Annotated in this window: 10 protein-coding genes; 6 read left to right on the forward strand and 4 right to left on the reverse strand. The window is 68.3% G+C overall.

Going from position 1 to position 14,439, the window contains the following annotated elements; all coding sequences use genetic code 11:
- Positions 1 to 38: 38 nt before the first annotated feature.
- The 3 genes from B5G20_RS10585 to B5G20_RS07920 form a co-directional block, all read right to left on the reverse strand.
- Complete coding sequence (locus B5G20_RS10585) at positions 39 to 2,714, reverse strand: ATP-binding cassette domain-containing protein (protein ID WP_275531858.1); 2,676 nt, start codon at positions 2,712 to 2,714, stop codon at positions 39 to 41.
- On the reverse strand, positions 2,702 to 3,565 hold the full coding sequence (locus B5G20_RS07915) for an energy-coupling factor transporter transmembrane component T (RefSeq protein ID WP_087356448.1): 864 nt from the start codon (positions 3,563 to 3,565) through the stop codon (positions 2,702 to 2,704). Before B5G20_RS07915 ends, B5G20_RS10585 begins: the two co-directional genes overlap by 13 nt.
- Before the next feature lie 66 nt (positions 3,566 to 3,631).
- Complete coding sequence (locus tag B5G20_RS07920) at positions 3,632 to 4,138, reverse strand: DUF4430 domain-containing protein (protein ID WP_087356372.1); 507 nt, start codon at positions 4,136 to 4,138, stop codon at positions 3,632 to 3,634.
- 608 nt (positions 4,139 to 4,746) lie between these two features.
- Between B5G20_RS07920 and folP the strand changes: the two genes are divergently transcribed.
- Together folP and B5G20_RS07930 are read left to right on the forward strand one after the other, a co-directional pair.
- Positions 4,747 to 6,579, forward strand: coding sequence for a dihydropteroate synthase (gene folP / locus B5G20_RS07925; protein ID WP_087356373.1), 1,833 nt, complete (start codon positions 4,747 to 4,749; stop codon positions 6,577 to 6,579).
- A 409-nt stretch (positions 6,580 to 6,988) separates the two neighbouring features.
- On the forward strand, positions 6,989 to 7,912 hold the full coding sequence (locus B5G20_RS07930; protein WP_087356374.1) for a biotin--[acetyl-CoA-carboxylase] ligase: 924 nt from the start codon (positions 6,989 to 6,991) through the stop codon (positions 7,910 to 7,912).
- A gap of 512 nt (positions 7,913 to 8,424) precedes the next feature.
- On the opposite strand, the gene B5G20_RS07935 is transcribed toward B5G20_RS07930, so the two are convergent.
- Positions 8,425 to 9,198: a type III pantothenate kinase gene (locus B5G20_RS07935; RefSeq protein WP_087356375.1), complete on the reverse strand. Its 774-nt coding sequence runs from the start codon at positions 9,196 to 9,198 to the stop codon at positions 8,425 to 8,427.
- 147 nt (positions 9,199 to 9,345) lie between these two features.
- Here B5G20_RS07935 and B5G20_RS07940 point away from each other — a divergent pair, with 147 nt between their 5' ends.
- The 4 genes from B5G20_RS07940 to B5G20_RS07955 all read left to right on the forward strand — a co-directional run bounded on the left by B5G20_RS07940 (position 9,346) and on the right by B5G20_RS07955 (position 14,273).
- Positions 9,346 to 10,038 (forward strand): cytochrome c maturation protein CcmE, encoded by a 693-nt coding sequence (locus B5G20_RS07940; protein WP_087356376.1) that lies wholly within the window; start codon positions 9,346 to 9,348, stop codon positions 10,036 to 10,038.
- A 225-nt stretch (positions 10,039 to 10,263) separates the two neighbouring features.
- Positions 10,264 to 12,414, forward strand: a complete 2,151-nt coding sequence (ccsA, locus tag B5G20_RS07945; RefSeq protein WP_087356377.1) for a cytochrome c biogenesis protein CcsA — start codon at positions 10,264 to 10,266, stop codon at positions 12,412 to 12,414.
- Positions 12,401 to 13,282, forward strand: a complete 882-nt coding sequence (locus B5G20_RS07950) for an ABC transporter ATP-binding protein (RefSeq protein WP_087356378.1) — start codon at positions 12,401 to 12,403, stop codon at positions 13,280 to 13,282. The genes ccsA and B5G20_RS07950 overlap by 14 nt, the downstream gene beginning before the upstream one ends.
- A gap of 265 nt (positions 13,283 to 13,547) precedes the next feature.
- Positions 13,548 to 14,273: a heme exporter protein CcmB gene (locus B5G20_RS07955; RefSeq protein ID WP_087356379.1), complete on the forward strand. Its 726-nt coding sequence runs from the start codon at positions 13,548 to 13,550 to the stop codon at positions 14,271 to 14,273.
- The last annotated feature ends 166 nt before the right edge of the window (positions 14,274 to 14,439 follow it).

A 14,439-nucleotide genomic window follows, 5' to 3' on the forward strand; every position in this document is an offset into this window, starting at 1 on the left:
GAAACGACGCGATCGGTGGCTCCCGGACGGGTGTCTATCTAAAGGCGGTAGCGGCGGATGACGCGGTTGAGCTTGCGGCGCCACGGGGCGTAGAGCACCAGCAGAAACACAACGGTCGAGACGCCGTGCGCCACGTCGAAGGGCAGCGAGGCGGCATAGACCGCAAGCACCTCAAAGCCGAGGTGCGCGTGAAGAAACCCGAGAATCGACCAAGCGTTGAGAATCCATCCGTAGGCAACGGACGCAACAAACCCGTACGCGCACAGGCCGAGCATGGCGAGCCGTCCGCGCACGTTGGAGCCTGTGCCCGGCCGACTCCTGCCGGCTCGCCGCCAGAGCTGGGCGACCGCGCCCGCCCCGTAGCCCACAAGACCCCACGCGTACATCTGCCAAGGGGTCCAGGGGCCCTGTCCAAAGAAGAAGTTTGAGACGAGGGCGGCGAGCGCGCCCGTCATAAAGCCGCTCCGCCGGCCGAGCACCACACCGGCGATGATGGCGATGGCGCTCACCGGTTTGATGCTGGGGAGTGCAGCAAAGACGATGCGCCCCGCCGCCGCGAGCGCCGCGAGGACGACCGTGGGCATGATCTCGTGCAGGCGGGCGCTCTCTGTCTCGTAGCTTGCAAAAAAGACGGCGAGTGCAGCGATGACCACGGCAAACGAGAGCAGGGCAGTCTGCGAGAACCCCACGAGCCCGGCGGCAACGAGCACGACCGGCACAGCGACGAGCGCCACGGCCTCGACGGCGGCGCGGGCGCGGGAATGGCGGGGTCCCGCAGACGGCGTGAGGGGCAGGCTGCTGGAAGGGGTGGGCGAGCCCGCGGCCGGGCGAGCATCGGGCGAGGAGCCGATGGCCGAGGAGGCGAAAGCGGTGGATGACGAGCCAGCGGCTGCGTCCGCACGTACGGATTGGGCCGGATCGGTGCCTGCAGTGGCGCTGCATGCCTGGGCAGTTGCATCGTCCGGGTTCTCGTCGTCCAAGATGCTGGCTGCTCTGTTGCCGCAGGGTGCAGTGCAGGTCAGCGGGGTGGCGCCGGCGGGGGAAGTGCCGGCCGTTGCCTCATCCTCGCCTGCCAGCGCACCAAAGAGCCGCGACGCATCGTGCGGGCGGTAGACGAGGTTCTCGGCAAAAAACGCCCGCGCGGGCTCGGTGCAGGCAATCTCCCCGTCAAACACCATCGAGACCTCGTCAGCCACCGCAAGGGCAACGTCGAGGTCGTGCGTGACCATAACCACGGTGCGTCCGCCCTTGGCAAGTCCGCGGAGGATGCGCACCGTCTCGGCGGCGCCGGCGGGGTCGAGACCCTTGGTTGGCTCGTCCAAAAAGAGCAGGTCAGGCTTGGTAAGGAGGAGCTTTGCAAGCGCGAGCTTCTGCTGCTGTCCGCCTGAGAGATCGCCGGGGTGGCGCCCCTCGAGGCCGGCAAGCCCCAGCTGTTCGCCAGCGCGCGCAGCGTCCGATGCGGAATACCCGCAGCGACCAGCCCATTCGGTCAGCTCCTCGGCCACCGTGTCGCACACCAAAAGCGCCTGCGGGTTCTGCGGCAGATATGCCTGGTGCTCGGCAAGGGCGTTCTGCACGCGCCCGCGTTGTGGCTTGATGATGCCGGCGAGCGCCTTGAGCAGGGTCGACTTGCCGCACCCGTTGCCGCCAACGATGGCATGCACGCTTCCGCGCGCCACGCGCAGATTGACGCCGCGCAGCACCCAAGGGGCGGCGCGGTCGTAGCGAACATACAGGTCGCGGGTGGTAAGAACAGCCTCCTCATCGGCTCGTCGGCTCTCCCAGGAGCTCCAGCGTCCCGCAAGACGCTCCTCAAGCGTGGTGCGCGTGCCGAGCGGCATCTCATCGCCAAGCTCGACCGTCTGCGTGGCGTAGGGGCGCGTGGTCTCGGGCGCATGCGTGGACATGATGACTGTGACGCCGAGCTCGCGGTTGACGCGGCCGAGCAAGAAGAGAAACTCGCGCTGCGCGTTGGGGTCGAGCTGGGCGGTGGGCTCGTCGAGCACAAGCAGGCGCGGGCGCAAGGCGAGCACCGCGGCGAGGTTGACGAGCTGCTGCTGCCCGCCCGAGAGCGTCTCGGTGACGGCGTGCATGATCGGCTCGATGCCAAAGAAATGCGCGACCTCGGCGATGCGCCGGCGCATCCGGTCCTGCGGCATGCCGATGTTCTCGAGCCCAAAGGCGAGTTCGTGCCAGACGGTGTCGCAGACGATCTGCTCGGTGGGGTCCTGCATGACAAAGCCGATGTTGGTGGCCGACCAGCGCCCGTCGGCGGGGGAGTCGGCTGCCCTGCGCTCTGCGCGTGCTGCGGGGGAGGCGGCTGCGGTGCAGGCGCCCTTGCGTGCCGCTGGGGAGTCGGCCGCGGCGCCAGCAGCCTCGCCTGCCGCGGGGGAGCCGGTTGCGCTACCGGCGCCGGCACCCTCGTCCGCGCCTGCACCATCGGCCCTGCACCCATTGCCGCCCGCAAGCACCTGGCCCAGCACCTCAACCGTCCCACGCTGCACGCCGGCCGGCGCAAGCTCGGGCTTGAGGCAGCGCAGGAGAGTCGTCTTGCCGCACCCGGTCGGCCCCACGATGACGCAAAAGGCGCCGGCCGCAACGCTGAGCGAGACGTCGCGCAACACGGGCTCGTCCTCGCGCTCGGGGTAGGCAAAGGTGAGCCCCGCAACGCGGCAGATGGGGCTGGGGGAGAGCTGCTCGCCTAGCGCCGCCATAGCAACCACTCCCGGGCCGTCAGCGCCACCGGCAAGACCATCGGCGCAGCGTAGGGGAGGTATCCCCACCAGACGATGAGCCGCGGCGGCGCCGGATAAAACGTGTATTGGCCCACGGCGATCGCCGCGAGCGGGATGTTTACCGCAACCAGCAGCGCAATGAGCGCAAGCAGCGTCACGTCGGCGCGCCCCAGATGGTAGCGCCGGTAGGTTGTCCGCCGGCAGCCGCAGCCGTAGCCGCGCGCCCGCATGGCGTCGCTTCGGCCGAGGCTATCGTCGAGCCCCCAGCCCACTAAGACCGAGACCGTCCTGAGGTGCCCGCGCACGCGTTCGCGCGCGGTGCGGGGCGCGGCGGCAGGCACAGCGGCGGCAACGTCCTCAACGAGGCGCCCGCGCCGCGCAAACTGCGGCACAAGCCGCATGACCTGCGAGACCATGAGCGAGATGGTGGGGGCAACATTCCCCAAAAGCGCGGTGGTCGCGGCGCTGTCCATGCAGGCTGCGTAGCTCGACATCCAGGTAAAGACCGCGGCGAGCATCCCGCCGGCGCACAGGCCGTACCACAGCGCCTCGAGCCGCATCGCCCGCGGGCCCAGGTAAAAGAGCACCGTCTCGCCCTCGTTTGCAAACAGCGTGTTGGCGAGGGCCACCACGCAGACCGTCGCCGCAAGCCAGGGCAGCTGACGGGCCGTGCGGCGCGCGCCGCGCACGCACGCCGAGCACACGAGCGACCCGGCAAGCGAGAGCGCCACGTAGACGGGTTGCATCGCGGCCATGGCAAAGGCGGCGGCGCACACGAGAAACGTGAACGCCACCGCCGGGTGGTACGAGGCAAATGGATTGTGCTGCATAGCGGGCATGCGGCCTCTTCTGCCAAAGGAATCGGGCGGGTTGCGCCGAGGGGCTACCTGCCGGGCTTACACCAGGTAGGTCCAGGTCACCACGTCGCCGTCGGCCACGGTCGCCACGTCGGCGGAATCCATGACCATCTCGCCGTTGATGTCGTAGCCCCAGCCGCTCGCGTCGCCAAAGGCGCCGGTGGCAAGGCCGTCGATCGCGTTTACGAACGCGCCGTACTCGGAGTCCTGCACCTCTGCCTCAAGACCGGTGGCCTCGAGGGCGTCGAGCACGGTGGCACCGTCCTCGAGCTCAACGGTGCCGGTGTAGGTAACGCTGCCGTCGGCGGCGCTCGAGTCCACGACCACCTCAACAGAGATGGCCTGCTCGTCGGCCGCAGCGGGCGCGGACTGAGCCGAGCCGGCGGTTGCCGCAACGGCGGCGCTGCCCTGCGTGCTGCCGGTGCTGGAGCCGTTGGTCGCGGTGGTCTGCGTGCAGCCGCCCACGACGAGCGCGAGGGCGAGCACGCCGGCCACGACAAAGGTGCGCGACGCGTGCGATATGGTGCGGGTAATGCGGTTGAGCATGGCAAAAGCCTTTCTCTCCAGGGCCTTACCGTAGATGGAGAGGCGATCCGGCTCGTCCCGTCTGGGCCGCGCGCACCCGTCCGATCTGCGGGAGCGTTCTCGCGGCTGCTGGACTCACGGTTGCTGGTACAGCCGGGGCTCAACCCCGTTCCCCTGGACCCGGCGCGCCGGGCCCGTGCGTCTCCGCACCATCCATCAGGCCAAATACAGTTGCAGGGCCGATTGTAGCATGAGGTTGTGGTGGGAAACCACGGGGTGGCAGTCGAGGGGTGGTGGCAGGTGAGGCATGGGGCGGCGGACGAGGACGGTGGCGAGGGCCGGTTGATATCCGCGGTTGAGAGTCGACAGCGCTGGCAGCCACCGACGCTCGCGCTGACTGATTCCTTGTACTAGCGTAAACGCCCGCCGCTCGGCCCCGCCCGCCCGTCCGGACTCGCGCGCCCCGTCCGTCCGCCGGCCCCGTCTCCCTGAGCCGTCCTCGTACCCAGCCTTTGGCAACCTTGCGGTCTTGCGCGCCCCGGCAAACCGACTGGGCCCAAGCCGGATACAATAGATGAGTCGCACACGAGGCAGACGGCCCCGCACGGGGGCGGAGAGATAGGATTCGCATGGCTCGAGAAAGCAGCACCTGGCACTGCGGTAAGCACACGATCACGTTCGATCGCCCGCGCATCATGGGCATCCTCAACGTCACGCCCGACTCGTTCAGCGACGGCGGCGAGAACTTCGATCAAGATGCCGCCATCGCCCGCGGCATCGCCATGCTGGACGAAGGCGCCGACATCATCGACGTGGGCGGCGAGTCCACGCGCCCCGGGTTCCGACCGGTCTCGGCCGACGAGGAGGCGCGCCGCGTGCTGCCCGTGGTCCGCGCGCTTGTGGCCAAGGGTGCCATCGTCTCCATCGACACGCGTCATGTGGAGGTCGCCAAGGCGGCCGTGCGCATGGGCGCCGCCATCGTAAACGACGTTACGGGCTTTACCGACCCCAAGATGGTCGAGTTTGTGGCCAACAGCAACTGCGGTGTGGTGGTGATGCACGCCGGCGAGCTCACCGAGCCCGTACGCGCGCCGCACACCGCCGTGACGCTCGACACCTCCGCCGCGGCCTACGCCGCCGAGCGCGAGGCCGAGCGCGCCCGCGCCGAGGCCGAGGGCAAGCCGCAGCCGCGCGGTCGCCTGGGCCGTGCGCGCGGGGGCAAGGTGCTGGGCGAGCCGCGCCTTAAGGGCGGCGCCATTCAGCAGCGCCTGCCGTTTGGCGACGTGCCCAACGGTTCTGCTGCGGCTGAGGCCGAGCAGAACAAGGCCGCCGAGACCGACGCCTCGGTAGATGCTGCTCCCGCCGCCGAGCAGGCTGCCGCGGTCACGCCTGCGACCGAGGGCGCCGTTGCCGCCGCCGCGCCCGTGGAGACGGCCGTTTCCACCGAGAAGGTCCCCGGAGCGGCTGAGCCTGGCGAGGACACCATCCCCACCACCGACGAGCTCGCCGCCATCATGCAGCGCGCCAACGAGCGCCGCGGCGCCACCGCGGCCGAGCGCGTGCGCCAGAGCCGCTTTACCCTGCCCGATTCGGCGCCCATCATGCGCCGCGTTATGGGCTTCCTCTCCGATCAGGCCCGTTCGCTCATGCAGGCCGGCGTATCGCGCGACCGCATCTGCATCGACCCGGGCGCGGGCTTTGGCAAGTCCGTCAACGAGGACATCGTCATCCAGCGCGAGACGGCCAAGATGGTCACGCTCGGCTACCCGCTCATGTGCGCCGTGTCGCGCAAGCGCGTGGTGGGCGCCGTCTCGGGCGTGGAGAAACCGGCCGACCGCGACGCCGCGACCTTTGGCATGTGCCTCGGGGCTATCGAGAACGGGGCCAACATCGTGCGCGTGCACGACGTGGCCGGGTTTGCGCAGTTCCTCAACGGCTACTGGGCCGTGGCGCATCCGCAGCCGCGCCGCGCGTTTGTGGCGCTCGGCTCCAACTTGGGCCGCCGCTTGGACAACATCCGCGCCGCGCGCGACCTCATCGCTGAGATTCCGCTCACCTGCGTGTTCAACTGCTCGCGCATCTACGAGAGCGAGCCGGCCTACGTGCACCGGCAGGACGCCTTTGCCAACGCGGTGATCGAGATTCGCACCGAGCTTGCGCCGCTGGTGCTGCTCGATGAGCTCATGAAGATCGAGAACCGCCTGGGCCGCAACCGCACGCCGAGCGCGCGCCCCAACGGGCCGCGTGTGATCGACTGCGACCTGCTGTGGATGGAGGGCGAGACCCACGGCGGCGACAAGCTGCGGCTGCCGCACCCCAAGCTTGGCGAGCGCGACTTTGTGCTCGTTCCGCTCGAGGATCTGGTGCACGACCCGGCGCGGTTCTTCCGGTACGAGGGCGTTAAGGTGTTCGACCCCGAGGAGCGGGTGGGCCACGTGGTGGGCGAGCTCGGTCAGCTGTAGGTCCCAGCGGTCCGCCCGACGGGTGACGGCGGGGCGAGGTCGACGCTTCGGACAGTCCTGCGCAAGACGGAGGCCCCACTGGGGCCTCCCCGGAACCCGCGCGGCGGGGACGAGCCCCCGGCTTCGGACAGTCCTGGCTCGCTCGGAGGCGCCACTGGCGCCTCCGACTCGTGCGGAACTCGCCGGAGACCTCGTCCCCGCCGTCCGGGTTCCGAGGGCTCGCGGGGAAGGAAAAAGCGCAGCCGGTTTGGTTTGTGGTGGGGATTGTCGCAGGCCGATTTGTTGGTGCCGCTGGCCGATGTGTGGCGGGGGCTTGGCGGGCGGCGGCGTTTCATGGGTGTATGCGCGTCGCGGGGCTCGCCTGCGTGCCCGGCGCCGCTTGGAGACCAAACCTTGCGAGGTGTCGCGTATGTTCGACCCGTCTACCACTGATCTCTCCGGCTCAACGCTGCTCGCGCTCGAGACCGTTCCCTCCACCAACGACATCGCGGTCGATGCGGGCCGCGCCGGGGCCGAGCATGGCTGGGCCGTTCGCGCCGACCTCCAGACGGCCGGTCGCGGTCGCCGCGGGCATTCGTGGACCTCGCCCAACGGCAGCCTCTACCTCTCCATTGTGCTGCGCCCCCGGGTTCCCATGCAGATGCTCATGGGTCTGCCTGCGGTAACGAGCCTCGGTGTGCTCGACGCGCTCGAGGGCCTGGGGCTCCAGGGCCGTGTGGGCGTTAAGTGGCCCAACGACATCGTCTCGGTACCCAACACCATCCCCACGCCGCACAGCTCACAGTTCAACCGCAAGCTCGTGGGTATCCTTGTGGAGGCGCGCTCGTCTGAGCAGGGCGCCTTTGCCGTGGCGGGCATTGGGGCCAATATCATCTCGCCGGTTGACGCACCGCCTGCATCTCCCGAGGTCCAGGCCGCAATTGATGCGGTGGCATCGGTCCGCCGCGCCCAAAGCGACGCCGAGGGTGCTGTGGCCGCTCCGGGGCTCGAGCCCATCTCGCTCGCTGAGGCGCTGCCCGCCGGCGCTGAGCTGCCCACACGTGAGGCGCTTGCTGCGGCTGTACGCGACGCGGTGCTCGCGCGCGTGGCCCGCTGGGAGCGCGCCATCCGGGCGGGGCTCGGTGCGGACGGTCCGCTCGCACCCATTCTCTCGTCGTATATGGATAACTTGCCCATGCTCGGCAAACCGGTCAACGTGATCGCACCCAACGGCAATACGCTTGCGGTGGGGTACTTTACCGGGATCGATGCGTGGGGTCGCGCCGAGGTCAAGCTCGGATCGGGGGCGCTCAAGGCGTTCTCTGCCGAGGTCGTGAGCCTGCGCGAGGTGTAGCCGCGCCGTCGGGCTTTCGGACGGGGCGATAGTCGGCTGGGCTTGCCCGCGGCATTTCTCGCGGTATGTCCATGGGCGCGTTTGGTCTGAGTCTGCGGGTTGCCTGCCCGCGACTGCGCGCGGCCGGCGCCTTTCGCAGCGGGTTGCCGGGCCTTCGCGTGTCGCCTCTGGGCCTCGGAGCAAGGCTATGCATAAATCTGGATATTTGTATTTGTTTATGCATATAAAGAGAGCCCGCAAAAACCGACGGGCGCTCAGGTGGCCAAAATCCCGAGAAATCAACGATTATTTGGTCGCTCATACGGCGCGCCCGCATTTCCGCCAAACGTTTCCGCAGGATTCGCACGCGCCAAACGGTCCAAGTGTACTCGGGACTTTTGCAAATCGTTGATTTCTCCGGATTTTGACCAGGAGAGAGCAATCGGCTCCCTATTGCCCTGATTGAGACGGCTGCGGCCATGCCATGCCGGCGGCGCGAATTGCCCGACCGGCCGGCAGCGGCGCGTCGCGCCCTATCCCTGCTGCTGCATGCGGCGGTAGATCTCGCGGATGCCCTTGAGCGTCAGCTGCCCGTCCACCACGTCAAAGACGTCGGTCGACCCGGCAATCACTCCGGCAAGGCCGCCCGTGGCGATAACCTGCGCGCGCGGATCACCGAGCTCGCGCCGAATGCGCGCGACGAGCCCCTCGGCCATGGCCGCCGTTCCCAGCACGGCGCCAGATTGTACGGCCTCCACCGTGTTAACGCCGATGGCGTGCTCCGGCGCCTCGAGCGGCACGCTCGAGAGTCGCGCCGCTCGGGCGGTAAGCGCGTCCATAGAGATGCGCAGCCCCGGTGCGATGGCGCCGCCGATGTAATAGCCCTCCGCGTCCACAACGTCAATGTTGGTGGCCGTGCCAAAGTCGACCACAATGGCCGGCGCGCCATAGAACGTGGCGGCGGCGGTGGCGTTGGCCACGCGGTCGGCACCCACCTCGGCGGGATTCTCGGCGCGCACGCGCGTCACTGCGGCGGTCTCGCGCCCCACCGTCACAATGGAGGCGGCGATGCGCTCGGCCACCCGGCGCCACGCGCGGCTGAGCTCGGGCACAACGCCGGCAAACGCCACGGCGTCTACGCAGTCGAGCGTCATGCCGTACATCCGAAAGTAGCCGAGCAGCCTAACGTGCAGCTCATCGGCCGTAAACGAGCGGTCGGTGGGCATCCGCCACGAGAGGCGGAGCTCGTCCCCCTCAAACAGGCCGAGGGCGGTTTGAGTGTTTCCCATATCAATGGCGAGGAGCATGCGGCCTCCGAGGTTGTGGCTTTGCGGCTTTTCCGCGCGATGCCGTTCGTTGTGGCACGTTGCAGCGCCCATTGTATACTTAACGGCAGAAAAACTGATGGCAGGGGACCTGCCCAGCGGCGGGTTCGTCGATATCGTGGAGCGCGCATGAACAAGAAGGCAAAGCGCCGCCTCGTAGTTGTGGGCGGCATTGTGGTAGTGGCGATGCTCGTTATCGTGGCAATCGCCGGGTCGGGCGGCGCGGCGAGCTCGCTCAGCATCTCCGACATCATCTCGGGGGAGTACCGAGGCAAGAAGGTGCAGGTATCGGGCTCGGTGGTGGCCGATTCGCTCTCGAGCGAGGGCTCTACGGCCAGCTTTAAGATCCAGCCCGAGGAGGACGCCGACGGCTCCAGCTCGAGCGGCGACACCCTCACCGTGCACTACGACGGCGCGCTCCCGGCAACGTTTGGCACGGGTGTTGTGGCCATCTGCACGGGCACGGTTGAGTCGGACTGCAGCCTCAGCTGCTCCGAGCTGGTGACCAAGTGCCCCTCTAAGTACGAGAGCGCCGAGGGGTCGCTGACCGTCAAGGGCCTGCTCGACCAGGCTGATAGTCTGGTGGGCGACGAGACCAAGGTTTGCGGCTACGTGCGCGGCGAAGTGCTCGCGGTTGATGCGCCTGAGGGGTACCGCTTTGTGCTCGAGAGCCAGGGCGAGACCATCCACGTTATCTGGGACGGCGGCATGGACGAGTCGGTGGGCGACGGCACGGCGCTCGTGGTCTCGGGCTCGCTCAACGCCGACGGCACCTTTACCGCAAGCGACCAGCCAGCCATCGACGAGGCGGTCAGCGCGTAGCGACCGCGCGAGCTGGTCGAGGCCTGCGATGGCGGCTACGCTCGAACGTGGGCGCGCCGCGTTGGTGGGCCCCGGTTGGGGGAGCGGGCTGCGGCTCGCGGCCGATCTGGCGAGCCGGTGCCAGCGCGTTCGCCCAGCGCCCCGCCTGGCCACGTCCTGCCCGCGCCTACCCCGCCCCGGCACTTCGCCTAACCCAAGGCAGCAACCCAAGGAGAGTCAGTACTCATGAGTCTTATCGGCAACCTGTTGCAGGACGCGGCGCTCATCTCCACTATCGCCGCGTTCATCCCGCTCTTTGCGAGCGTCGCGCTCGCCCGCCGCGGTCGCACCGCGCAGGCAAGCACCGCCGCTAACGTGGGCTTTTTGCTCGTCTTTCTTAACACGCTGCTGCTCACGCTCTGCGTGGGGCTTGTGCTGGTGTGCTTCCTCACCGAGAACATGAGCCTCTCGTACGTGGCCACCAACTTTCCCCAGACCTCGAGCGCCCTCAAGCCGCTCTATCAGGTCTCGGGTGTGTGGGCCGGCCGCCAGGGGTCGCTGCTCTTCTGGACGTGGCTCATCTCGCTCTTTGCCTCGGGCTGCGCGTGGCGCCGCCTGCGCCAGACCGACGAGCTCACTTGCGCGGCGCTCGGCGTGATGGAGATCGTCATCATGCTCTTTTGCGGCGCGATGGTTCTCTCCGACGCCAACAACGCCTTTGTGGCCACGCCGGCGAGCGCCCTCAACGCCGACGGCACCCTCGTGGCGGGCATGTCCACGGGCATGAACCCGCTGCTCCTGCACTGGGCCATGGTCCTGCATCCGCCGGCGACCTTCATTGGGTACGCGGGCTGCACGGTGCCCTTTGCCTACGCCATCGCGGCGCTCATCACCGGCGACCTCTCGCCCCGCTGGGTCGAGCACGCCGACCGCATTGCCGTCTTTAGCTTTATCTTCCTCACCATCGGCATGGTGCTCGGCGCCGTCTGGGCCTACGTGGTGCTCGGCTGGGGCGGCTTCTGGGCGTGGGACGCGGTGGAAAACGCGAGCTTTATGAGCTGGCTCACGGCCATCGCGATGATCCATAGCTTTACGCTCTACCGTCGGCGCGGCGTCTTTAAGCGTTGGAGCCTCTTTGCCGCCACCATCACGTTTATCTTTGTAGTGCTCGGCACCTTTATCACCCGCTCGGGCCTGGTGCAGTCGGTGCACGCGTTTGCCGAGGACCCGGTCTCCACGTACTTCTTCCTGGGCATCATGGTCGCGGCGGCGCTCGCGTTTCTGCTGCTCATGCTCTACCGCAACGCGTCGCTTGCCGAGGACGACGAGATCGAGTCGCTAGCGTCCAAGAACGGCTCGTACTATCTCACCGACCTCATCTGTATCGTGGGGGCGTGCCTGGTGGCGTACCTCACGGTGTCGAGCTCGCTGCCCACGTGGCTGCCGCTGGGCGGCCAGGTGGTCTCGGCCGGGGTCTACAACGCGGTGGCGCGCCCTGCAACGGCGATCTTTGGCCTGCTCATGGGCGTGTGCCCCATGCTCGGTTGGCGCAAGACCGACGGCGCGGCCTTTCGGCGGCACATGCGGGTGCCCGCGCTGATCGGCCTGGTGGTGTTCGCCGTTCTCATGGGCTACTTTGCGCTTGAGCTCGTGCCGGCCTACGACGCGGTCATGGCTGCGGGCGGCGACCCGGCGGCCACGCTCACCGAGCAGGGCCCGCGCGTATACTACTTTGCCGTGACGGTGGTTTCGCTCGCGGCGGCGGCGCTGCTGCTGGCCTCGTCGGCCTATCTGCTCGGCCGCGGCGTGCGCGCCCGCATGTCCAAGGGCGATGCCGCGCCGCTCGCGGTGATCAACCTCTTCCGCCACTCGCCGGCGCAGGCGGGCGGCTATCTGGCGCACCTGGGTTGCGCAATCGCCCTCGTGGGCCTGGTGGGCTCGGGCATGTACGTGCAGGAGCAGACGGTGAGCGTTCCGGCCGAGGTGGGCGCCCAGGCGTCTTCGGGCGGGTACGTGCTCACGGTTACGGGTATCGCCGACGGCTTTGACGAGCAGGATAACCGCATCATGGAGGTCGACCTTGCGGTGACGCCCGCGGCGGAGGACGGTACGGCGAGCGAGGGTGCCACTGAGCTCGGCGTGCTCACGCCCTCCATCGAGGTCTCGGCGTCTACCCAGCAGCAGACGCTCCACGCCGCGGTGATGAGCTTCCCCACCGAGGACCTCTTCGTGGCCTTCCAGGGGCTCAACGCCGACGGGTCGCTCTCGCTTTCCGTTAAGGTCAACCCGCTCATCATGTGCAACTGGGTGGGCGGCGCCATCTGCATCGCGGGTATCGTGCTCGCCTTCCTGCCGCGCCGCGCGACCCCGCTGCTGGCGGCTGATGACCGTGGCTAGCGGCAAGGCGGCTGCGGCGGTTGAGTTCGGGGCGGCCGGGGCAGTGGGCGGGCAGGTTGCGGCGGGCCCTGTTGCCACGGCAGCCAGGCCGGTTGGAGCGGCCCCGGCGCCCACGGCGTCAGTCGGGCCAGCGTCCGCAACGCCTGCCGAGCCTGCCGTCGAAGCCCACGGCCTCACCAAGCGTTTTGGCGAGCGCCGGGCGCTCGACGGCGTGGACCTCGTGGTGCCGCGCGGAGCGTTCCTCTCCATCTTTGGACCTAACGGCGCGGGCAAGACAACGCTCCTTCGGCAGCTCGCCCTGCTCGCGCGCCCCACGGACGGCAGCCTGCGGATGCTCGGCGTCGACGCGCTCGAGGAGCCGGACGCCCTGCGCTCGCGCGTCGGCCTCATCAGCCATCGCCCGATGCTCTATGGCGACCTTTCGGCCGAGGAAAACCTTGCCTTCTTCTCGTCGCTTTACGCCGGTGAGCCAGACCGCGAACGCATCGACGCGCTCCTCTCCCTCGTTGAGCTCGACCATCGCCGCCACGACCCGGTACGTACCTACTCGCGCGGCATGCAGCAGCGCCTCTCCATCGCGCGTGCCCTCGTCAACGACCCTGAGCTCGTGCTCCTCGACGAGCCCTACTCGGGCCTCGATCCGCATGCCGCCGAGCTCTTTGACGAGCTTATCGCCCGTGCGCGCGCCGAGCGGCCCGACCGCACGTTCATCATGGTGAGCCACGACCTCGAGAAGGGCTTTGACCTCTGCACGCACGCGCTCATCCTCGCGCGCGGCCAGGTGGTGCTCATGGCCGAGAAGGCAGGGCTCGACCGCGCTGCCTTCCGCGAGCTCTACCTCGCAACCGTCGGCATGGGGGTCGCATGATGGCGGGTTTGCTCCCAGCGGAGCCCGGCGGCAAGCTCCGTCCTCAAACAGTCCTGGCTCGCACGAAGGCGCCGCTGGCGCCTTCGGCTCGTGCGGAACTGCGGGCGGAGCTTGCCGCAGGGGTCCTGCGCGTCGTGCCATTGGATGTTGAGCGCGCAAGATGCTGGAAGGTCCTCGGTCTCGCAAAGGCTTTGCCGGTTCTACGGTTTTCCTTCCCGTCACGTGGGGACAAAGGAATCTTCTGCTGTGTAAGGTGGTGCGAGGCATGAGCAGTTCTACCTGTGATTCCCGGAAGCCTTCTGGTTGGCGGCAGTATAAGGCGCTTCTTTTGAAGGACCTTCGGCAGGAGATTCGCACGCGCGAGATGCTGACCTCCATGGTTGTGTACGCGCTGCTGGTGCTGACGGTCTACGGCGCGGCGCTTGCGCAGGTGGGCGACCGCATCCAGGTGGTCTCGTTTGCCGGCGGGCTGCTTTGGGCGCTCATCGTGTTTACGAGCCTGCTCGGGCTCAACCGCAGTTTTGCGCACGAGACCGAGTCGGGTTGTCTGGAGGGCATCCTTCTGGCGCCGGTGGACCGCGCGGTGATCTTTCTTGCTAAGGCGACGGCCAACCTGATCTTTCTCGCGGTGGTGGAGTGCATCACCGTGCCGCTCTTCTTTCTGTTCTTCCTCTCGGGCGCGGAGCTCGCCGCGACGACGCCCTACATCGTGCTGCCGCTCGTGGTGGGCACCGTGGGCGTTGCCGGCGTGGGCACACTCCTCTCCACCATGACGATCGACACGCGCGGTCGCGACGTGCTGCTGGCCATCCTGCTCATTCCGGTGATCTTTCCGCTGCTCTACGCCTGCGTTTCGGCCACGTCGGTGGCGTTTATGGGGGTCGAGGGCACGTTTGGCACGTTTTGGACCTCGCTCACCATGGCCGCCGCCTACGACGTGGTCATGATTGCGGCGGCGTGGGGGCTGTACGAATTCGCCGTCGAGGGCTGACCGCCGCACCGAGGCACGCCACCTTGCCGCTCAATCGTCAGTCGCCGCACGCAGGCGCGCTCCCTCCTCTTTTGCGGCAATCTGGCGCACCTCGGCGCGGCGGCCGGGTAGGCGGGGCACCGCATCTCGACCCTCAAGCCGTCGCTTGCGTGCCTGAGCACGCGGC

Origin of the sequence: Collinsella sp. An7, assembly GCF_002159335.1 — a bacterium.
GTDB lineage: Bacteria > Actinomycetota > Coriobacteriia > Coriobacteriales > Coriobacteriaceae > Coprousia.

Coding starts and splice junctions, on each gene's coding strand:
- B5G20_RS10585 (WP_275531858.1), bottom strand. CDS start 2,714: ATGGCGGCGCTAGGCGAGCAGCTCTCCCCCAGCCCCATCTGCCGCGTT.
- B5G20_RS07915 (WP_087356448.1), bottom strand. CDS start 3,565: ATGCAGCACAATCCATTTGCCTCGTACCACCCGGCGGTGGCGTTCACG.
- B5G20_RS07920 (WP_087356372.1), bottom strand. CDS start 4,138: ATGCTCAACCGCATTACCCGCACCATATCGCACGCGTCGCGCACCTTT.
- folP (WP_087356373.1), top strand. CDS start 4,747: ATGGCTCGAGAAAGCAGCACCTGGCACTGCGGTAAGCACACGATCACG.
- B5G20_RS07930 (WP_087356374.1), top strand. CDS start 6,989: ATGTTCGACCCGTCTACCACTGATCTCTCCGGCTCAACGCTGCTCGCG.
- B5G20_RS07935 (WP_087356375.1), bottom strand. CDS start 9,198: ATGCTCCTCGCCATTGATATGGGAAACACTCAAACCGCCCTCGGCCTG.
- B5G20_RS07940 (WP_087356376.1), top strand. CDS start 9,346: ATGAACAAGAAGGCAAAGCGCCGCCTCGTAGTTGTGGGCGGCATTGTG.
- ccsA (WP_087356377.1), top strand. CDS start 10,264: ATGAGTCTTATCGGCAACCTGTTGCAGGACGCGGCGCTCATCTCCACT.
- B5G20_RS07950 (WP_087356378.1), top strand. CDS start 12,401: ATGACCGTGGCTAGCGGCAAGGCGGCTGCGGCGGTTGAGTTCGGGGCG.
- B5G20_RS07955 (WP_087356379.1), top strand. CDS start 13,548: ATGAGCAGTTCTACCTGTGATTCCCGGAAGCCTTCTGGTTGGCGGCAG.